A 19,829-nucleotide genomic window follows, 5' to 3' on the forward strand; every position below is an offset into this window, starting at 1 on the left:
GTGCAACTGCTGCAATCACCTGATGTGGATGAGGACACCCTTTTGCAGGCAGCACAGAGCTTAGGGAAAATCGACCCAGGGAATCAACATGCGATCGCTGCCTTGGTGCAACTGCTGCAATCACCTGATGTGGATAACTACACCCTTTTGCAGGCAGCACAGAGCTTAGGGAAAATTGGCACAGGCAACCCTGATGCGATCGCTGCCTTAGTGCAACTGCTGCAATCACCTGATGTGGATGAGGACACCCTTTTGCAGGCAGCACAGAGCTTAGGGAAAATCGACCCAGGGAATCAACATGCGATCGCTGCCTTGGTGCAACTGCTGCAATCACCTGATGTGGATAACTACACCCTTTTGCAGGCAGCACAGAGCTTAGGGAAAATTGGCACAGGCAACCCTGATGCGATCGCTGCCTTAGTGCAACTGCTGCAATCACCTGATGTGGATGAGGATACCCTTTTGCAGGCAGCATCAAGCTTAGGCACAATCGACCCAGGTAATCAAACAGCCATCGAAGGGCTAATAGCACTTATCCGTGATTCAAAGGTAGATAATTATACTAAAGTACAAGCAGTAGAAAGTTTAGGACAAACAAAGCCTGGTAATCTCACTGCTATCACTGCATTAGAAGAGCTAATTCGTGATTCTCAATCTGAAGATATTCGCAGACAGGCAGCAGAGAGTTTAGCTAAAATAGCTTTTAATAATCCCACTGCTATTCTTCCATTAGAAGAGTTAATTCCTGATTCTTCGTTGAAAAATACTCATCTGTTTGCCCACGGTTATGCTTTGTTAATTGGAGTTGGTAGAACAGCCGAACCAAAATGGTCATTACCCGTTACAGTCAAAGATGTGCAAGCACTACAAACTGTGCTAACCGATGCAAATTTGTGTGCCTATGATCCCGCAAATATTCGCTTATTGCAGAATGAGCAGACAACACGTAGCGCAATTATCGCTGGATTAACCTGGTTACAAGAAAAAGCAGCAAGCGATCGCAATGCCACAATAGTAGTTTATTACTCCGGTCAGGGATGCTTTGACCTAGCAAGCCAGTGTTATTACTTGCTGCAACATGACTTCAAATCCTCAGATATTGCTAACACCGCCCTATCTGCCCCAGAATTTACACAAGCCTTGCGAAAAATTCAAGCAAAGCGGTTGTGGGTAGTAATTGATAGCCCTCATGCAGAAGGTATGGCTACTTCCAAAGGCAAACTACCTGCGGATTTTACCGCCACAGCCTTACCCAAGGGTGTTATAGATGACTTGAAGCACGGTGAAGGAATGGCAATATTTACATCATCCAGGGCAAATCAGAGTTCTTACATCCGCCCTGATCGTAGCATGAGCGTCTACACTTATCATCTCATTGAAGCATTGCAGGGAGCCGCTAACAAACCAGGAGACACCACAGTTATGCTCTCAAACCTCATCAATCATTTGGTTAAAACTGTGCCAGAAAGCGCTAGAACCCTGTTTAGAAAAGAACAAACGCCATTTTTTGATGTAGCAATAGAAGATTTCCCCATTGCTATGTTGCGCGGCGGAAAAGGACTACCAAACTCAACCCCAGACTCACCCGAAATCATGAGGGATCGCGAAGTCGTCACACCTGCACTCACAAGAGCAAAACGAGCATTAGCTATTTTAGAAGAACAAGCTGCTTCCTATGGAATCAGGATTCCAGTAGATTTGCAGATTGAATTGGAAGAAAAACGCCGACAAGTAATTGAATTAGAATCCCGACATCAAAGAACCGGATTAGATTAATTAAAGTACACAGGTAGGAGTGTCACTATACCCAAAAGATTTCAGGGTCTGGAAGCATAACCGAGTCTTTAAATATCTGAAACCCTTATTGTTGCGTTACTGGATTGTCAGTAAGTCCTAACATTGGAAGTATAACTTGTCCTTTGACTCAAAATGGAAGCATAAAGCTATGCGTAAGTCCCAAAATTTTGCATCCTTTAAACCCAATAAAAACGTTGGACAAACACTGAATATATTTTATACATCTTTACCTCGCTTAAGTTTGGGGCTTAGAACGATAATTTGGTTCTTGTCAGATTTTGGTGATGATGAAAGCTTACGCACTTTAAGGCAGAAGGCAGGAGGCAGATGGCAGAAGGTTTTAAAACGTTTTCTTATCCGGGCATGGGATTAGTGAGTTCAAGGGGCGATCGCTTACGGCTTTCTCGTGATGCAGATGTTCTATAATCCTTGCATTGCTTTAATTGTGGAAATTTTTCCTTCCTCTTCCTTCTGCCGTCTGCCGTCTGCCCTCTGCCTTCCCCAAGCGAGATCACCAAAAGTTGCCAAGAACCTATATGTTGTCCTATGGGGTTATGAAGTATGTCTTGACCGTTTGGTCAAGACATGGTTCAAATCACACTTGGTTAAACGACGTACCTATTGCCAAAACTCGTGTTTCTCGCTTCAAGCAATTGCAACCAAAACCTGCTTGAGCAATCCTTAAATACCCATAACCATGTAATACACGGTTGAAAATTGACATTTCAAGAGGTGATTTGGCTTTACGCTGTAATACATGGTTGCTCAACAGACACTCAAAAATTGGGCAGTCATCGCAAGTATTATCCTTCGCCATGTATTACACGGTAAGGAAATGTAAATTAATCGTTTTATTCCTGAACCGATTAACCTCACATAGGTCTTTTCCGAATTCGCCAACAGTGTCTTCGCTAGATCGGTATTGAGCCGAGATACAAGTAAAAAGCAGCAAGATAGACTGAAAAGCCTTGCTGTATATAAGTTTGAGCGTTTTTTAGGCGAAAGTAGGATTTTGAGAGAAGATACTTGCAGTCTGAGGGTCAATAATTGCTTTTCGCCTACCACAGAGAATAATAAATACTCTGTGGTAAAAGGCTAATGCTTTGGGCTATAATCCTTTATTTATAAGAGTTTCAGACAATTGACTGCGAAAGATACTCATCGTCCTTGCTATAAAACCTGTAAACAAAATTAATAAATACTCCAAGGAAAGTAGCAATATATACCTTATATTTGCGCTCTAGAGTCAATTTTACTTAAAAATGCCTGAACCCTATATATAACAGGAGTTTCCAGACCATCTTGCAGGTTTTTACTCATATCTCGGCTCACTACCTAGATCCACCCCATCTAGGGGTAGAGTCGAGGGGAATGTTGCCATTCCCCTCGACTCTACCTCTCGGCGGATACCCAGAAATACCTCATTTGTTTAGCGCATAGTTTTTATGCTAATAGCAATTATTAGAGTAATATCTATTGCGATTCCTGCTCCTGCTCCAATTCCTCCAGCTGTAAATAATCCAATAATTGGTGCTGCAATAGCTAATAAAATAGTTAAAAGTGAAGGCATATTTTTCCCTAATTAAACTATAAGTTTGTATACCAAGATAAACCTTATAGCCTTACTTTGAGTAAAGCTCTAGTATACAAACTACATATATCAATGCTCATGGATGCACAGTTAAATAACTATATCTCTTTAAAAAGATAGTGCCATATTTCTACTATCTGTGACTTCCGAATTTTCACTAGTTATTTAGTACCTGTTGTCCTCACTGGCATATCACAATAATTACTGAAATTTAGAGAAATTTGATAGATTTTTATCATAACCTAAAAACGAATTTTAGCAATAATATACTGATAATCTTATAAAGGCTTTATAGGATGTTTGAAAAGTCAAAACCAGTTAAAATCATGCCAGTCGTCTGACCATAATACGAATCATAGCAATATAGATAAATGCTTCTCAGGTTTTGGGTAGCCTTTCATAATCCTTACTTAAACGCCGACACCAATTAAGCAAGCCTTAAATGCGCTCAACAACATCTATTCTAAGGATTCTTCAGAGCAAAGACCTTCCTTAAATGCGGCATCAGTAATTACCCTCCTTAGCCAATCGGATTTATTGGGCAGCGCTCTAATAGCTGAATCGATTTTTACTGGTACCTTGACGCAAAGTGGCTGCTTAGCCAGTGACTCATCTCCCATTGGCTCAAAGTGTTTGAGATTGTCTAATTTGTTTTTTTTCATTGGTATACCACTGAGTAGCTACAAATTGAATACACACTATTATTAACCCAATTTCGCTCTCAAGCTTATATAGCAAGTACTTTCACTCGTATACCAGTGAAGCAATGCATAAAGTATTCATGTGCTGCTACAAATTGAATACAAAATGCAAAACACCTTCAAAAATAATCTATAAAACTGTTGCTATATAAAGGCTTTAGTCAAATTACCCGATTATGCGATGGACGGAAACGATGCTATAATGCCAAATAAAGCAGCCAGATCAGCAGCGGTATTCACTGGTATACCGTAGAGAACTTAAGTATATTTACTTATTTGTTTTCATCTGTTTTGAGATTGTGATCTGCTTGTGGCTACACTTTGAATACAAAGGCTGAACCCTTGAAAAATCGTACTTCTAGCAAAAATCATTCTGCTTCATGGACTGTAGGTAAAGCTCAAATTCAATCAAACGGTGGGTATCTACGTATTGCTCTCCCTAAGCATCTCTACCCAAGTAAGCGCAAGTATCTAAGTTTGGGATTAGCTGATACGCCAGAAAACCGAACTAGAGCAGAAGTAAAACTGCGAGAGATTCAACAAGATATTGACTACAAAGAATTTGATACCTCTTTAGAGAAATACCGTCCTGGTCATCAGAATAAAGTCGAGACTCCAAATACTCAGAGTAAGGAACTCTTTGAACAACTGACCCTGAGGCAAATGTTAGAAGATTTTGAAACTAGATATTTTCGGACACGTAAAAAAACTAGACAATCGCAGCGTACATTTAACCACCATCAAGAAGTGGTCATTAGAGCGTTTAAGTTTGAAAAAAATTTAGACTTTTATTTATCCAAAAAATCTATTGATAAAGCGATAGAGTTAACAGACGCTGGTACTCATTTAAGAAAAGACATAGTAGCTTCTTTAAGAGTTTTCCTCAAGTGTTTTAAATTTGATTATCAATTTGAATCAGGTATAGCAAAGGGTTACGAACCACAAGAGAGAAAATTGCCAACAGATGCAGAAATTGAAGAGGGTTGGCATAAAATTCAAGTAGAAAATTTTTCTCATTCAAGACATAGAGGTAATGCAGAGTCTTGGGGTTGGATAATGGCAGTGATTGCTACCTACGGTTTAAGACCTCACGAAGTATTAGCAATAAATTATGAAAAATCTTTTCAACCTCCACATTACTGTTTATATATTGATGAGAAATTAACTGAAGGAACCAAGACTGGTTCAAGAGTTGCTTATCCACTGCCATTAGAATGGGTAGATATTTTCGACATTGCTAATCCTAAAACTAGCTATTTGGAAAAAAAGAAAGATTTTTTCTTGGCGCAATTAAATAAATTATCAGAGCGCTTAGCGGAGAGAATGAGGTTTAAAAATGTAGGTTTTCAACCTTATGATCTGCGGCATAGATATGCAATCCGAGGGCGTGAGCTTGGATATCAGATAGATAATTTAGCGAAATGGATGGGGCATAGTCTCAAAGAACATACACAAACCTATCAAAAATATTGGGATGATGATTCACATGTCATAGTTTATGAAAAAGGTCTGCATGGTATGCAGAAATCAGAAACAATTCAGAATCAAAATCGCTCCTATAGGGAATTAGAAGCTTTGTTAGAAAAAGCCAAGCTCCGCATTGCGGAACTAGAAGCTGAGTTGCTCAATTATTGAATTGTTGATGAATTTTTAATCCTGTGTAGACAAATAAGAAGTAGTAAATTGAACTACTAAAATCAATTCACCTATTTTTTGAGAAAACTAATGAAAAAAATTAATTCAATCCCAAACAATACTCGTGTATCTAAAGGTACTGCTAAAATTCAAACAAATGGTAAATATCTACGTATCCAACTTCCCAGACATCTTTATTTAGGCAAGCAAAAATACTTAAATTTGGGATTGATTAATACACCAGATAATTGGAATTTAGCAGAAGTTAAACTACAAGAGATTCAAAAAGATATTAATTACGATAAATTTGATTTAACTTTAGATAAGTACCGACCTAATTCTAAAAAACCAGCCAATAATACGGATGAGTCTGAAACAAAAAATCTAACTTTTAGAGAAATGTTAGACGCTTTTGAAGCAAAATATTTCTACAAACATAAAAAAACTAGAAAATCTAAAGATACTATCTCTCAATATAAAGGTTTTATTATCAGGGCTTTCCAATTTCAAGATAATTTTGATTTTTACTTATCTAAAGAAAATATTGACCAGGCAATCTATTCAACTGAAGCTGGTTCTTGTAATAGAATGAGGACAGTAGTTGCTTTCCAAGTTTTTTTTAATTGTTTTAAATTTCAATATGAATTTGCTGAAGGGATAACTTCAGGTTATCAACCAAAAGTGCGAGTCTTACCAAGTGATGAAGAAATTATAGATGCTTGGTACAAAATGAAAGTTGAACGCAAAGGGTGTAACAAGAAGCATATAGGTAATGCAGCATCCTGGGGTTGGATATTGGCAGTGATTGCTACTTACGGTTTAAGACCTCATGAAGTGTTAGCAATAGATTATGGGAAATCTTTTCAACCTCCATATTTTCCTCTATATATTAATGAAAAAATTACTGGAGGAACTAAAACTGGTTCTAGAATTGTTTACCCACTGCCATTAATTTGGGTAGAGCTTTTCGACATCGCCAATCCTAAAACAAAGTATTTGGATGAATCGAGAGAGATTCTTCATGCAAGAATCCGAACACTTGCAGACCGTTTTGGGGAGAGATTAAAACTCAAGGGAGTGAACTTTAACGCTTATGATCTACGACACAGATATGCTATTCGGGGACGTGAAATTGGATATGAGAGCGATGATTTAGCAAGATGGATGGGTCATACTTTAAATGAACACACACAAACTTACCAAAAATATTGGACTGACAATTCACACTCTATTGTTTATGAAGCAGGACTAAGCCGCATAGAGGAATTAGAGAAAATTAAGAACGGAGGATTATCAATTAGCCAATTAGAAGCTGAATTAAATAAAGCCGAGCTTCGCATTGCTCAACTGGAAGCAGAGTTAAGTTTCAAAAAAATGCAGGCAGCACACCTTAACAACATTGACAAAAAGATTGATTTGTAGTTTGTTTGCACCTTAAGCATTTGTAGCTAAATCTACCATAGTCTACATCTTAGATTGTTAAGATATAACAGGATAATTATTAACTAAATTCACAATTATCTTGTTTTGCAATAACTTGAAAGAACAGAAATATTTGTAATACACAGGACATTAGTTTATGTCATTCATAGTTGATATGATCTTGCCCTTGGCAGAAGGTCAAAAACTCCCAACAATTTACACCCTATCTAATTATCAAATAGCTGATAGTAATCCTCCAATATGGGAAATAGCTGTATTTGCTGCTAGTGGACATCCACAGCAATTCAAGAAATTAAAAATTTCTACTCTCTGGAGTTTAGCTCCAAAGAGCCAAGTCTATATAAAATCCTGGTCAAATAAAGCTAGTTTATTTGGCAAGAGTCAAAATTTTTCTAATCATATGTTGATGGACGATGAGCTAGATAGATATGTACAACCTTTAGTTCTTATTTGTAAATCTTTAGATCCATATGATGGGATTGTAGAAAAACATTTAAACTCCGGGGGTATTCTTAATAATTGTTCATTTAAGCATAAAAAATAAACCCTTTACCATCAGGCTAAAATCAACGCATATAACTAGATATTCTTACCTTTTTCTTATCAAGAAATATCTCAAAGCCTTATTTTCTCATATTGACTAGCTAGTTAGCGATGCTTGCACTTGCATCTTGTGAGCTAGTTACAGCAAAGCTTTGAGAGTTTTCGGAGATGTCTTATATCTAAGTTCAACAATCATAAAAAAGCCTGCATATATGCAGGCTGAAAACTCGCTTATGAGATGAAAATAGGTTTAACTGTTTTCTGCAACAGGTTCTTTTCTGCACCAAGCAATGACTATTTCTCTGAGTGTTCCGTTACTATCTCCGCTGGCGGACAGAAATTTTTGGACACTGAACACAACCCAGTCTGAATGATTGGAGATATACTCACCTGTGGCTTGATTTGTAATTGTGAAATTCTCCAGTCTTTGCCCTATATAAGGATGCTTTCGCTTTGGAGTATAGTCTGCTTCGTGACGTAACAGCAAAGAGGTTTTTTGCCCTATCAATGGCTCATTTGATGAAATTTCAACGCCTTCTAGCGCCATGTAAAGATAGAGAGAAGCATCTTCAAAACATTCACGCAACTCTTGAATATCTGTATCCATTATTAATCACTCCCAAAGCTGGTTTGTTTACCTTCAAAAATGCACCAGGTTCCACCACCAATCGCCGCTCTATGGTCTTTAACTACCCATCCATTCTTTTTTGCCATCTTGTAGCATTGTTTGAAATCTCCAGCTACCCAATGAGCATTTCCTAGTTTGGCAGCTTCAATTCCAGAGATTTCTCTGGTTTCAAAAACTGTTGTGCCAATCAATCTTTCAGAATTATTTACTTGTCCATTAGCATCTGCTGCATAATTTCGTCCGTCCTTGGTTTGCCAGACATAGTAGATGACCCCACCTACTACCGCCGTCCCAATCAAAATGCATCCCACTCCTGCTGTACCTGCACAAAAAGCGGCAGGTGCAAGTATTACCGCAGGGTTAGCATTAACTGGGCGCGACAAAGTTGAACAAAACAGCGCAATTGATATTCCAACAGCACTAGCCTGTTGAAGCTTGGTTTGAAATTTGGTCATAATGTGAATATCCAAATGGAACAGAAATAGCGGCTTCTACTTTGGTCGGTGGTAGTCGCTTTTTCTGTGGTTTAATACTATAACGAGCGTTATATATATGTCAACTATCGTTATATAATTACTGTTATATAAGTGAGGTAATGAGTTCAAAATATGGCGATGTAATCATGCGGCTGAGAGCTAGAGCCGGGTTAACTCAAAGGCAAGTAGCAGAAGCTATGGGGCTGACAGTCCAAACTGTCAGCAATTGGGAAAATGGTGTCAGAATCCCCAAATTATCTCCAAAAGAAACTATGTCGCTTTGCAGGGTATTAAATTGCTCACTTGAAGAGTTGGCAGATGAGTTACCTGGAGAAAAGGAATCTGGGTAATGCGAATCTTTTACTAGGGTTAAGGCACCGAACCCACCACTATACTCGGCTTAGTCACAGCTTTAGGCTTCGGCGATCGCCAAAAGTAAAATTACGCCTCAAATAAATTGAGGCGTATTTGCACTGAGGGATTTTTGAGTGCTGCTGCTTTCTTCTTATTAAAATTTTCCCTCTCATTCGGTGAGAGAGAATTTAAAAAGTCTAAATCAGTCTGATTTATCTGAGACGAATGAGAATCCTGATTTTGCAATGGTTATACACTCTTCTTGAATTCTTCAGGTTTCTTTAAGTCTTTGGAACTATTTCCAAGAATTTCGCCATTTCTGAGGCACTTCCTCTTCTGATCTGAGAAACATTTAGCCCCAAATATGAATATAACCCCATCGGAAAAATCCCTCTGGAGTTATACTTAGATCTAAACTCATTCGATAAAAAACTTGCATACACGAGTGCTGACTCGTTGGTATGCTATTTCTTATTATATTGTAGCAATGAAGGAGTAAAAAGCGATTTTCTTTTCTTTGTCTTTTATCAAGTTGCACGCCGATAGCGTACCTTGCCTTTCTTTTTTTCAAAGATATAGCGGTCAATCAGGGACAAAGACTAAGATTTTCCTTCTTCACATGACTACGATTTAAGAGACTAGCATTTCCTACTCCAAAGCGCTTGGGTGTGCAAGAAAGGAGATGAAATGACCGCATTTTCCACACTACACCCTGCACCTAATGCATCCGCTGCTTTTGAGAGTTTTGAGGGATTTAAGGCATATATTCGCAGGACATTTATCGAAAAAAGCGGCATTGACGCTGCATTATTTGACGCTTGCGTTACTTTTCATCAAGACATAGAGCTGACTGACGGCAACGATGTAGAAACCCCTATTCACGATGCCTTAGGCTGGCATTATACTCGCTTTGGGGCTAAAGCGAATGGGACACTGTACGCCGCATTCCTGATGAATGAAGATGGCTCATTGTGGCAAGCAGTTGTGAGTGTCTGGGATGAAGACAAGCAACGTCACTACCGCTACTTTGCACCGACGGCTAATGGAGATCGCGCATTTTTACCCCCAGTGCCACCAACAATTCGTCGGCGGATTGGCGATCGCTTTGGGATCTCCGTACCAGAAGATGGCAGTTTTTGGGAGTGGGTGAAAGGGGTAAATGTACCACGCCTGCTCACCGAAGGCGGAAAAAAGGGATTAAGCGGCTTATCGCATGGCTACATTACGATTGCCCTGTACGGCTGCACTTGTGGGGTTTCTACCAAAGATGAGGAACAGCATACCGTTGAGCCTTACTTAATCAAAGACTTAGAGCAGTTTGCCACCTTTGACCAGCAATGGCTGTTTGCCTTTGACCGCGACACCAAGCCAACGGCTATTCGAGCCGTAGCGCATGGCAAAAAGCGGCTACGACAGGCGCTTTCTACCGTAGGATGTGTTGCGGCGGATATTATATGGAGAGGTGAAGAAGACGGCAAAGGCATGGATGATTTTATCATAGAAAAGGGCAGTGGTGCATTTGATGCCGCCTACGCGAAGGCGATATCGCTGCTGGAGCGCCAGTTTACCTCCCGTGCCAGGTCTGATCAGCCAACTCCTATTCCGAAAGCGGATATTCTGGCGGCAGAGATTGTCGAAGATTACCGCGACATTATTGTGTGGAACAATGCCCACCGCACCTGGCTCAAATATGAGTTAACCCAGGCAGGGGTGTGGGGGATGGTAGACGACCACTACGTAGACACATTAATTCACAATGTATTAAAGGCGCGTGGGATTCGGGGTTATGGTACTGATGCTTACATTACGAATATTCGTAAATTCTTAAGCCGGGAGTTGGTAACTTTTACCTGGGAAGAACGCAAAGGGGTGTTGCCTTTTGAAGATGGGGTCGTATCTATTGATACAGTAGTTTTTGCACCGCATTCCCCCCAGAATCGTCTCACCTGGTGTTTGCCGCGCCAGTATGAAACCTCGCTGATGGCAGACTGGGGAACAATTCGCGCCTGGTTTGAGGAGGCGTGGAAAGATGAAAGAGATCGGGAGATGCTGCTCTGCTTTGCGGCGGCGGTGATACGGGGGCGGTACGATTTGCAGAAATTCTTGTACCTTGTGGGCACAGGCGGCAGTGGCAAAGGCACCTACACTCGTTTACTGCAAGCAGTCATCGGCGAGCGAAACGTCTGGGCGGGAAAAATTGAAAGCTTAAACGATAAAAATGACTGTGCGCGGTTAGTAGGAAAACCCTTAGCCGTGTTTGCTGACCAAGATAAAGTCACTGGCGGGTTACAGCTATTTAAAAACTTAACTGGGCAAGATGACATCACCGCCAAGCGGCTGTACAAGGACGGCTTTAACTTTATCTTTCAAGGATTAGCACTGATTACAGCAAATGCACCCGCGCTTTTAGGGGCGGGAAGCTGGATGAAGCGCCGGGCGATTGTCGTCAACTGCAATCACCAGCCGACAAAAGAACGAAATTTAGATGTAGAGTTTGCCCCAGAGATTGCTGCGTTTACTCGCTACCTGTTAAGCATTTCCAATGAGCGTATTGACCAAGTGCTACGGGATGAGCGCCCCACCAGTGGTGCGGTTGCTCCTGCCTACTGGGAGATGGCGCAACGCCAAGATTCGATTGTAGCGTGGTTAGAAGAGTGTGTGGTCTGTGATCCTCAGGCATTTACCGCCGTTGGCAAGAATAAAGATGAGTGGCGAGAAGGCGGATATACCCCAGAATTAAGTACACTATTTGGTTCTTATCACCATTTTTGTCGCCATACGGGGTTACAAGGAAAAAGTTTAACGAATTTCTCTCCAGAACTCGAAGAGCTGTGTCAAAAGGTATTAAGCTACCCGTTTGTCCAGCGTACCCGCAATAGTCAAGGGATACGGGGATTTCAAGGACTTCGCCTCCGGCGTGAAACAGAACCACATATCTCTGACAACCTTGTACAGGCGACTGACAATCATGCTGACAACCAGACTGACAACCAAAAATCCTTACCAATCAAGGATTCTGACAACCCTGACAACCTTTTGACAAAAATTATTCCCAATAATTTATCTTCTGTTCAAAGCGGTGACAATTCGCCGCCTAAATTTCCGCCTCATGCTCCCCCTGTGACTGCCATAACTTCTCCAATAACAATAGAAAATGGTTGTCAGGGTTGTCAGAGCCATGAGGAAAACCACGGCATAGTCAAGGATGTAGCCTCTGACAACCCTGATGTGGTTTTGTTGTCAGCCAACAACACATCAGGAGATTGCCTCCCTGAGGAAGCAGTGCCACCCGCATTACCTACGCCTGGTGTACCTTCCTGGGTAGTTAAGCTTTGCTCAGGCTCGTTGGTAAGGTTTCAGCACGATGATTTTGATGGATGGCGCAATGGGGTTATTCAGGAAGTGGTGGCTGAAGCAGGGGTTTTCGTTCACGCGGTGGTAAAAGCGAATATTAAAAAACGTGGGGTGTTCGTGGAGCGGACTTATACTGTGGGACGGATGGATTGGTTACAGCCGAGAGGGTAATAACACGCGCATATCATATAAGCACCATAATGGGCGCTGGCAAATTTAAATGCAGCTGAGACAATTCCTGACTTCCTCATGCATCTGAAGATGAATTAGCTATTGGTAAAGACAGTAGGTAGACAAGGGTACAGAATAATTCTTTTGGCGATCCGCCTATGACTTCTGTTTTTTTGCTGCCTGCACTGCCGCCTGATCATCTTTAGATAATTTAAGAAATCGTGGGGCTTTCTCCTGCGGCGGTGCTAACATCTCCACAAAGCCAAATACATTTCGGTGTGGCAGAAATTTCGCTTTAATTGCCACAAACACCGGTTGCCCCTGGTCTCCCTCTGCCTTAGGGTTAAACCGAAATGGCTTGACTGGTGCATCCTTCCACAGCGTAGGCACATGACTTGCCTTCATAAATTTCACATTTTGGGAAGGTTCCGCCTGTTTCATAAACTCTAGCCGTTGACGAGTGAAATTACGAAACACGCTAATACACGGCGTAGGGCATACGGGGATAAACTGCCACAATCCTGAAAGTTTAAATTCATTGTCTCCTAACTCACTTGAAACCGCGTGAGCTTCTCTTCCCATATCAAAGCCCACTACTTGGAAGGAAATGACGTGCGGCTGGTCTTTCTTCGGAAAGTGAATTACCTTTGGGTAGACCACGAGCCGTTGCCTATGGTTGCCTGTGGTTTCAATCTCACGTTTAAGCGACTCAAATGCTTTGCGCTTTTTGGTAATGTAAAACAGCGGGTAGGAGGTCTGCCCGATCGTCATCGTATTCCCTGACTCAGAGAAATGAACATCTCCTACGATGACCCCCACCGCTTGAAAGTGTGCTTGAAACTCATTATCCGCACCTGCATGGGGAGTATCTGTATCTTCTGTCATAGGCGTATGTGTCTCCTTGGAGGAAACAGGAGAAGGAACAGCTTCAGTGAAGGACATAAGAGTCTAAGTCGAACATGTGAGGGAAAGTCTGCATTTATCTATCGTACCCACAGAGATGACAAGGTGCCGTGAATAAGGCAAGGTACAGGTTAACACATGGGTGTAATTGGGTGTCATTAAGTGAGAATAACATTCATCTTGTTGCCATCGCATTGAGCGGTCTTAATTAAAGATGCAGCTAACAATATGTGGCGACCTGGATTTAATCGAGATGGAGACTATAACGGCGAACGAGTTGAGATTTGGGAAGCAGGTAGCAGTAGTCGTCAAATCACCTGCCGTATCAAATCTGGTGGCACAATTAAAGTCAAGCGAGGTAATCTCCGACCTTGGCTAGGGATTTGAGCGACAGACAACGCCATTGTTAAATTAGTGTTCAAAGGGGGTTAGGTTCGATTTGCTGGCAACAGTAATGTATCTTCAATCTCCTGGCGAACTGAACGGCTTACGTAACATTCGCTATTGAGACAATCGACTAGTAACTTATTAGCGTCATAGTACTGCTGCAACAGTTGCCGCTGGGCATTGTTGAACTGCCAGTCATGTCCAATATTGCGATGCTCAATGATCACAGTTCTGAGTTGTTCAGTCCAGGCTTGACCATTTGTCTGCCACCACTGTTGGAATTTTTCTAAGTTTTCTTGGGTTCTATCCGGTAGCTGATTTTTGAGTTCTTGCAGCTTACACTGCAATTTGGGGTTGAGGGAGCGGTCGAGGGAGCGGTCGAGGGAGCGGTCGAGGGAAATGAAGAGAGAGCCGGGGAGGTCGAGGAAGACGAAGACGGAGCGGGAGCGTTCGAGGTCGAAATCGAAGTCGAGGGAGCGGAAGCGGTTGAGGGAGTGGTCGAGGGAACGGTCGAGGGAGCAGGCGAGGTCGAGGTCGAGAGAGCGGTCGAGTTCGAGGGAGTGGGAGAGTTCGAGGTCGAGGGAGAGTTCGAGAGAGAGTTCGAGGGAGTGGGAGAGGTCGAGGTCGAGGTAGAGGTCGAGGTCGAGTCCGAAGGAGCGGTTGAGGGAGCGGGAGCGAGAGTGGGATAGCAAGAAGTAGAAGGCTCGAATAGCAGATCTTTTATAAGACGCTCCCACAGAACTGGATTTTAGACTAACCCAGGTGAGGAACTCCTGTAATCTTTCATCATTTGCTATGAGTTCATCAATCCGCTGTTTCATTAACTGCAAGAGGTCGTCAGCATCAGGCAATATCCCTACCGTCAACAAAAAGACTTCTCGCCAACGTTTGTCAGTGATATGACTAACTAATTGTTGAAACATCTGCTGAGGATTACGGCTCAAGGCGATATTTCTAGCGGTAAAAAACTCATGAAATGTCAAATGGGAAAATGAATAAATTCTCCATGCCCGTTCTACTAGTAGTCCATGCTGTGCTTCAATGGATTTTAGTACTGCTTTGCTATCTAGTAGCAGTGCTTCTGGATCTGTTTGAGCATCAGGTAGATTTTGGATGTAATCACTGATGTATCCTTCCACAAGCCTTTCTTTAAAAAAGTAATTTCCTTCCTCAAAGGTTTCTAAGGCTATCTTGCTGAGGAGGTCTTCTTTGCGTTTGAGAGATAGTTTTTGGTATACCTGGTCACGCTCAATGCTGCGCGTACCATCCCACTTTTTCAGCAATACATCTACACCTTCTTGGTAAAGTTCAGAACGATTAGAAGGAAAATCTGTAGATTCGCCAAAGAGCAAGCACAGCAGTGTCAGGAGCAAGGGATTGGTTGCTAGTTCTTTAATCCGCTTGTTTTCTTTAAGTTTTTGGATGAACTGTTGGGCTTTCTTTGGGTCTTTAGTCTGAAACCATTTGGTAGCAAACTCCCCAATCTGCTTATCCTCAAAGTCGGCAACCTCAACCTCAGTAAACTGTTCAAATGTATATTCCTTTGACGCAATTCGGCAGGTGATTACAAAAGAATTGGCATCGTATTGAGTCGAAAAGTCACGAATTTCTCTTAAAACCCGGTCATTGTCTGCTTGCTTAACTTCATCCAACCCATCAAGCAACACGATTGCCCAACCCTGACGCAACAGCGTTTTAATTATTTCTTGGTCTGAGATATCATTAAGAGCAAATTGGTCGTTAATATATTGCAATAAACCTGGTTGCTGGGGTGCTTCAGCAAAGTCTTTGAGAGTGATGAAAATCGGGACATGATCTGCAAAAAATTGCCCATTATTACATTGAATTGCTATCCGCTTTAAAAAAGTTGTCTTGCCTGCCCCTGGCTTTCCTAAAATCATTAGTTTGGAGTGTTCTGCAACAGCCGTCAGCCCTGGAACTCGCTTTTCTATCACTTGATTTAATCCAAAGCGCTCAAAGTCTTCTGTGTTGCAGTTTTCTAAGAGTTGAGCTATCTCTAAGCGTCTGCGTCCTGTAATTTTCTCCAGAATGTTGACATCAGTGTAAATGTCATTTAAACCGATGGGCTTAGTCATGTCCAGGACGCGCATCCATCCGCATCGCTTTTGGATGTCTGCGCTGACTTTTTCACGTACCTGATTTACTAAAGCATCAATTGTTGTTGGCAGGATGGGTTTTTCTTCCCCAGTTTCTAGTTCGGCGATTTCTCCCCACTCCAAGCCCAATTCATTGCAAATAGCTTGGAATTTGTTCTTGTCAACATTTCTCCTAGCAAAAAAATTATTGATGGTTTGGCGAGAACATCCTACACCCCCAGCTAAGTAATCTTGAGTCCACCCCTTCCGCTTAAATGCGTTTTTAGCTTTTTCTAGTCCTGCTGTCGATGCTCGGAGTGACCTTTGTGACCTTGCCATTAACTCACCACAACTTTTACATAAGTCTTACATAACCCCAACGCCTTTGTCTGACCAAGGGTTAAGAAATCTGGGGTCTGATGGTAATTGAAGACAACCACAGTTTAACCCCTGACTTTAAAGGTATCAAATGAATAAGTTTCCCAGACACACACTCACCCGCCGCCCAAATCCCAGAAGAAAATCTTTACTGTGGAGAATCAGGCAGCTATGCCGATTCTGGCAACCAATTGTAGCGATTGTATTGGCGGTACTAGGGTTTTTGATCAAATCTTGGCAACCAATTTTGCAAGTCATCGCCCACATATTTGAGTGGTTATCCAATTTTTTTTAGGAATTAGGTAGCCAATAGGGATGTCTTCATCCCATTATGTCTAACAACTGGTTAGAGCAAGCCCTTGACAGCCATCGTCAGGGGCTTATTTATTGCTCTGTGGAACTGGAGTGTAATTTATTTCTCAGTACTAACCCAACAGATTCCCTTCTCTTTAGCTGGATACCTAAGCTAGGCGGGTGATTTCCTGACTTAGGTATTGACTTACTGAATTCCACAAAACTTTTCTGAGAATCTAGCCAAACAACTCTCAAGTCCTGTAATGTCTAATCTTCAGGATTAAATAACACTGCATTACAGATTCTCTAGTGTAGAATCTACAGAGCATTAATGTCTTCGTATACGGCGCTGTTGTGGAAGCACACAGGGCGCTGACTTCTGGAGTAAATTGGATGATCACAGGTGAGATGAGGTCAAAGGTTGACCGCCTTTGGACGACTTTTTGGAATAACGGGATTAGTAATCCCCTTTCAGTCATTGAGCAAATTTCTTACCTGTTATTCATCAAGCGCTTAGATGACTTGGAATTGGCGCAGGAGAAGAAAGCGCAAAGGTTAGGTAGACCCGTTAGTAAACCGACTTTCTCGGCGACTCAGCAGCGCTGTCGCTGGTCTTACTTTAAAAACCTCACCGACTCCGAGGAAATGCTGCGAATTGTGCGGGATGAGGCGTTCCCATTCATCAAAACTTTGGGGCAAACCGGGGAAGACAGCGCCTATGTCCGCCACATGAAGGATGCTGTGTTTTTGATTGCTAACCCGGCACTGTTGTCGAATGTGGTGGGACAAATTGACCAAATCCCGATGGAAGACCGGGATACCAAGGGCGATTTGTATGAGTATATGCTGTCCAAGCTGACCACAGCAGGGACTAATGGGCAGTTTCGCACCCCGCGCCATATTATTAAAATGATGGTTGAGTTGATGGCACCGGGTTCAAGAGAAATTATTTGTGACCCAGCTTGTGGTACAGGTGGCTTTTTGGTCGCAGCAGCTGAGTACCTGCGCGATCGCAAAGATGGAGATGGCAATCTAATTCTCAATGCACCAGGGAACCGGGAACACTTTAATCAAGAAATGTTTCACGGCTTTGACTTTGACGCGACCATGCTCAGGATTGGCAGCATGAACCTGATGCTGCACGGCATTGAAGACCCCAAAATTGAAGCGCGGGATTCGCTTTCGGAAGACCATGCCGGGATTACTGAGGCATTTACGCTGATTCTGGCAAATCCGCCGTTTAAGGGGTCACTGGAAAAATCCACCATTGCCAAGGATTTAACTAAGGTTATTTCGACGACTAAAACCGAACTGCTGTTCATCGCCCTGTTTTTGCGCCTGTTGAAAATTGGCGGACGGGCGGCGGTAATTGAGCCGGATGGGGTGCTGTTTGGTTCCTCGACCGCACATAAAAAGATGCGGGAGGTGTTGGTAGAGGAGCATAAACTGGATGGGGTGATTTCTATGCCTTCCGGGGTGTTTAAGCCCTATGCCGGGGTGTCTACGGCGGTGCTGATTTTTACCAAGACCGGGGCAGGGGGGACGGATTACGTTTGGTTTTACGATATGGAGGCGGATGGTTTATCACTGGATGATAAGCGTCAGCCAGTGGAAGAGAACGACATCCCCGATTTATTGCAGCGGTGGCAGGTGCGAAATCCTGAGACGGATACAGACCGCAGGGGGAAGGCGTTTTTTGTGCCAAAGGAAGAGATTAAAGCCAATGGTTATGACCTGTCGATTAACCGCTATAAGGAAGTTGAGTATGAGGAAGTGAAGTATGAGCCGCCCAAGGTGATTTTGCAGAAGCTGCGAGATTTAGAAGATGAAATTCGGGCGGATTTGGATGCTTTGGCGGAGTTATTGGGATGATTCAACTTGTCGCGATTGGAAAAGTAGCTGACGTAAATCCAACAATTCCAAAAGAACTTGGCAATTTACTCGACAATGTGGTGACTTTTCTGCCGATGGCAGCAGTCTCGGAGGAAGGTAGGATCACCATACCTGAAGAGCGTCCAATAGGTGAAGTTATTAAAGGTTATCGATACTTTGAGCAAGGTGATGTTTTACTAGCAAAAATCACCCCTTGTATGGAAAATGGGAAAGCAGTTTTTGTCGAAGACATTCCGCACAAGATTGGATTTGGTTCGACTGAGTTTCATGTGCTTCGTCCAAGTTCTGAAATAGATGGGCGGTATCTTTTTTATATGCTTTGGAATCCAATTTTTCGTGGTATTGCCGAGCGAAATATGACAGGAACTGCTGGACAGAAAAGAGTTCCAACAGATTTTTTAAAGCGTTATAAGATTCCCCTCCCACCTCTGAAAGAACAGCGCCGTATTGCAGCCATTCTCGACAAGGCTGATGCTGTTCGTCGGAAGCGCAAAGAAGCGATCGCACTCACAGAAGAATTACTGCGATCGGCTTTCCTCGATATGTTCGGCGACCCTATTACAAATCCAAAGGGGTGGGAGGTCGTTAATTTAAAATCACAAGTTGCAGAGCTTCGTTATGGAACTTCAGTGAAATGTCATGATGTGAAAAAGAATGGTGATTTACCTATTTTAAGAATACCAAACATTATTGGTGAGGAAATTTCTTGGGAAGATTTGAAGTATGCTGAACTTGAAGCTAAAGAAACATCTAAGCTCCTCTTAAAACCGGGGGATATTCTATTCGTTCGGACAAACGGAAATCCCGAATATATAGGTCGGTGTGCATTGTTTGAAGAGAATTATGGTAATACTTTGTATGCTTCCTACCTAATTCGCGCACGCTTGAAACCAAATGCTCAATTTTACCCTGCTTTTATTCGGGATATTATCTCATTTCCAACTTATCGCTCTCATGTAGTTCGTGAAGCTCGGACTACAGCAGGAAACTATAACATTAATACTGAAGGCTTAGGTCACTTACATTTAATTAAGCCTCCTTTAAAGGAGCAAGAAAGTTACTTACAGTTAGAACGTAATCTTAAGATTCGTGCTGAAAAGCAGAAAAAACAACTTGAAGAAATTAACAACCTCTTTAACTCCCTACTTCAAAAAGCCTTTAGGGGAGAACTCTGAGCGATTGCAT

At 42.2% G+C, this 19,829-nt stretch carries 15 protein-coding genes and 2 pseudogenes; 11 read left to right on the forward strand and 6 right to left on the reverse strand.

Translation table 11 applies throughout. The features are described from left to right. Positions 1 to 1,776 (forward strand): HEAT repeat domain-containing protein (locus tag AACW45_RS31940; RefSeq protein ID WP_242045801.1); only part of this gene is annotated, 1,776 nt, incomplete at its 5' end. Between the two features lie 169 nt (positions 1,777 to 1,945). Continuing rightward, positions 1,946 to 2,170, forward strand: a complete 225-nt coding sequence (locus AACW45_RS31945) for a hypothetical protein (protein ID WP_190637013.1) — start codon at positions 1,946 to 1,948, stop codon at positions 2,168 to 2,170. 1,056 nt (positions 2,171 to 3,226) lie between these two features. Here the strand turns inward: AACW45_RS31945 and AACW45_RS31950 are convergent. Together AACW45_RS31950 and AACW45_RS31955 are read right to left on the reverse strand one after the other, a co-directional pair. After that, positions 3,227 to 3,367 (reverse strand): hypothetical protein, encoded by a 141-nt coding sequence (locus AACW45_RS31950; RefSeq protein ID WP_190637015.1) that lies wholly within the window; start codon positions 3,365 to 3,367, stop codon positions 3,227 to 3,229. 479 nt (positions 3,368 to 3,846) lie between these two features. Beyond that, positions 3,847 to 4,050, reverse strand: coding sequence for a hypothetical protein (locus AACW45_RS31955; protein ID WP_190637080.1), 204 nt, complete (start codon positions 4,048 to 4,050; stop codon positions 3,847 to 3,849). Between the two features lie 381 nt (positions 4,051 to 4,431). On the opposite strand from AACW45_RS31955, the gene AACW45_RS31960 reads away from it, so the two are divergent. From AACW45_RS31960 to AACW45_RS31970, 3 genes are all read left to right on the forward strand, one after another. Beyond that, positions 4,432 to 5,724: an Arm DNA-binding domain-containing protein gene (locus AACW45_RS31960; protein WP_190637017.1), complete on the forward strand. Its 1,293-nt coding sequence runs from the start codon at positions 4,432 to 4,434 to the stop codon at positions 5,722 to 5,724. A gap of 90 nt (positions 5,725 to 5,814) precedes the next feature. Beyond that, positions 5,815 to 7,146: an Arm DNA-binding domain-containing protein gene (locus AACW45_RS31965; protein ID WP_190637019.1), complete on the forward strand. Its 1,332-nt coding sequence runs from the start codon at positions 5,815 to 5,817 to the stop codon at positions 7,144 to 7,146. A gap of 157 nt (positions 7,147 to 7,303) precedes the next feature. Further along, the gene (locus AACW45_RS31970; protein ID WP_190637021.1) at positions 7,304 to 7,711 is read left to right on the forward strand and encodes a hypothetical protein; all 408 of its coding nucleotides are present in this window, start codon (positions 7,304 to 7,306) and stop codon (positions 7,709 to 7,711) included. A gap of 249 nt (positions 7,712 to 7,960) precedes the next feature. Here the strand turns inward: AACW45_RS31970 and AACW45_RS31975 are convergent, their stop codons facing one another. After that, on the reverse strand, positions 7,961 to 8,317 hold the full coding sequence (locus AACW45_RS31975; protein WP_190637023.1) for a hypothetical protein: 357 nt from the start codon (positions 8,315 to 8,317) through the stop codon (positions 7,961 to 7,963). Positions 8,318 to 8,319: 2 nt separating this feature from the next. Further along, complete coding sequence (locus AACW45_RS31980) at positions 8,320 to 8,793, reverse strand: hypothetical protein (protein ID WP_190637025.1); 474 nt, start codon at positions 8,791 to 8,793, stop codon at positions 8,320 to 8,322. Positions 8,794 to 8,933: 140 nt separating this feature from the next. Here AACW45_RS31980 and AACW45_RS31985 point away from each other — a divergent pair, with 140 nt between their 5' ends. From AACW45_RS31985 to AACW45_RS31990, 3 genes and pseudogenes are all read left to right on the forward strand, one after another. After that, positions 8,934 to 9,164 (forward strand): helix-turn-helix transcriptional regulator, encoded by a 231-nt coding sequence (locus AACW45_RS31985; protein ID WP_190637027.1) that lies wholly within the window; start codon positions 8,934 to 8,936, stop codon positions 9,162 to 9,164. Positions 9,165 to 9,193: 29 nt separating this feature from the next. Next, a pseudogene (locus AACW45_RS38510) lies at positions 9,194 to 9,253 on the forward strand (PEP-CTERM sorting domain-containing protein); the annotation flags it as partial. 602 nt (positions 9,254 to 9,855) lie between these two features. Further along, on the forward strand, positions 9,856 to 12,693 hold the full coding sequence (locus AACW45_RS31990; protein WP_190637029.1) for a DUF3854 domain-containing protein: 2,838 nt from the start codon (positions 9,856 to 9,858) through the stop codon (positions 12,691 to 12,693). Positions 12,694 to 12,858: 165 nt separating this feature from the next. On the opposite strand, the pseudogene AACW45_RS31995 reads toward AACW45_RS31990, so the two are convergent. After that, a pseudogene (locus AACW45_RS31995) lies at positions 12,859 to 13,578 on the reverse strand (hypothetical protein); the annotation flags it as partial. Positions 13,579 to 13,824: 246 nt separating this feature from the next. On the opposite strand from AACW45_RS31995, the gene AACW45_RS32000 reads away from it, so the two are divergent. Next, positions 13,825 to 13,983, forward strand: a complete 159-nt coding sequence (locus AACW45_RS32000; protein ID WP_190637031.1) for a hypothetical protein — start codon at positions 13,825 to 13,827, stop codon at positions 13,981 to 13,983. 41 nt (positions 13,984 to 14,024) lie between these two features. Here AACW45_RS32000 and AACW45_RS32005 read toward each other — a convergent pair whose 3' ends face one another. Then, positions 14,025 to 16,418 carry an NACHT domain-containing protein gene (locus AACW45_RS32005; RefSeq protein WP_190637033.1) on the reverse strand — a complete coding sequence of 798 codons (2,394 nt, stop codon included), beginning with the start codon at positions 16,416 to 16,418 and terminating at the stop codon, positions 14,025 to 14,027. Positions 16,419 to 17,144: 726 nt separating this feature from the next. Here AACW45_RS32005 and AACW45_RS32010 point away from each other — a divergent pair. Together AACW45_RS32010 and AACW45_RS32015 are read left to right on the forward strand one after the other, a co-directional pair. Further along, entirely contained in the window at positions 17,145 to 18,623 is a 1,479-nt protein-coding gene (locus tag AACW45_RS32010; RefSeq protein WP_190637035.1) for a type I restriction-modification system subunit M, read from the forward strand. After that, positions 18,620 to 19,819, forward strand: coding sequence for a restriction endonuclease subunit S (locus AACW45_RS32015; RefSeq protein WP_190637037.1), 1,200 nt, complete (start codon positions 18,620 to 18,622; stop codon positions 19,817 to 19,819). The genes AACW45_RS32010 and AACW45_RS32015 overlap by 4 nt, the downstream gene beginning before the upstream one ends. The last annotated feature ends 10 nt before the right edge of the window (positions 19,820 to 19,829 follow it).

The sequence above is a fragment of the Calothrix sp. FACHB-168 genome, assembly GCF_963889195.1.
Lineage (GTDB): Bacteria > Cyanobacteriota > Cyanobacteriia > Cyanobacteriales > Nostocaceae > Aulosira > Aulosira anomala_A.

Excerpts from the sequence above, each read along its gene's own strand:
- AACW45_RS31945 (WP_190637013.1), top strand. The coding sequence starts at position 1,946 with ATGCGTAAGTCCCAAAATTTTGCATCCTTTAAACCCAATAAAAACGTT.
- AACW45_RS31950 (WP_190637015.1), bottom strand. The coding sequence starts at position 3,367 with ATGCCTTCACTTTTAACTATTTTATTAGCTATTGCAGCACCAATTATT.
- AACW45_RS31955 (WP_190637080.1), bottom strand. The coding sequence starts at position 4,050 with ATGAAAAAAAACAAATTAGACAATCTCAAACACTTTGAGCCAATGGGA.
- AACW45_RS31965 (WP_190637019.1), top strand. The coding sequence starts at position 5,815 with ATGAAAAAAATTAATTCAATCCCAAACAATACTCGTGTATCTAAAGGT.
- AACW45_RS31970 (WP_190637021.1), top strand. The coding sequence starts at position 7,304 with ATGTCATTCATAGTTGATATGATCTTGCCCTTGGCAGAAGGTCAAAAA.
- AACW45_RS31975 (WP_190637023.1), bottom strand. The coding sequence starts at position 8,317 with ATGGATACAGATATTCAAGAGTTGCGTGAATGTTTTGAAGATGCTTCT.
- AACW45_RS31980 (WP_190637025.1), bottom strand. The coding sequence starts at position 8,793 with ATGACCAAATTTCAAACCAAGCTTCAACAGGCTAGTGCTGTTGGAATA.
- AACW45_RS31985 (WP_190637027.1), top strand. The coding sequence starts at position 8,934 with ATGAGTTCAAAATATGGCGATGTAATCATGCGGCTGAGAGCTAGAGCC.
- AACW45_RS31990 (WP_190637029.1), top strand. The coding sequence starts at position 9,856 with ATGACCGCATTTTCCACACTACACCCTGCACCTAATGCATCCGCTGCT.
- AACW45_RS32000 (WP_190637031.1), top strand. The coding sequence starts at position 13,825 with ATGTGGCGACCTGGATTTAATCGAGATGGAGACTATAACGGCGAACGA.
- AACW45_RS32005 (WP_190637033.1), bottom strand. The coding sequence starts at position 16,418 with ATGGCAAGGTCACAAAGGTCACTCCGAGCATCGACAGCAGGACTAGAA.
- AACW45_RS32010 (WP_190637035.1), top strand. The coding sequence starts at position 17,145 with ATGATCACAGGTGAGATGAGGTCAAAGGTTGACCGCCTTTGGACGACT.
- AACW45_RS32015 (WP_190637037.1), top strand. The coding sequence starts at position 18,620 with ATGATTCAACTTGTCGCGATTGGAAAAGTAGCTGACGTAAATCCAACA.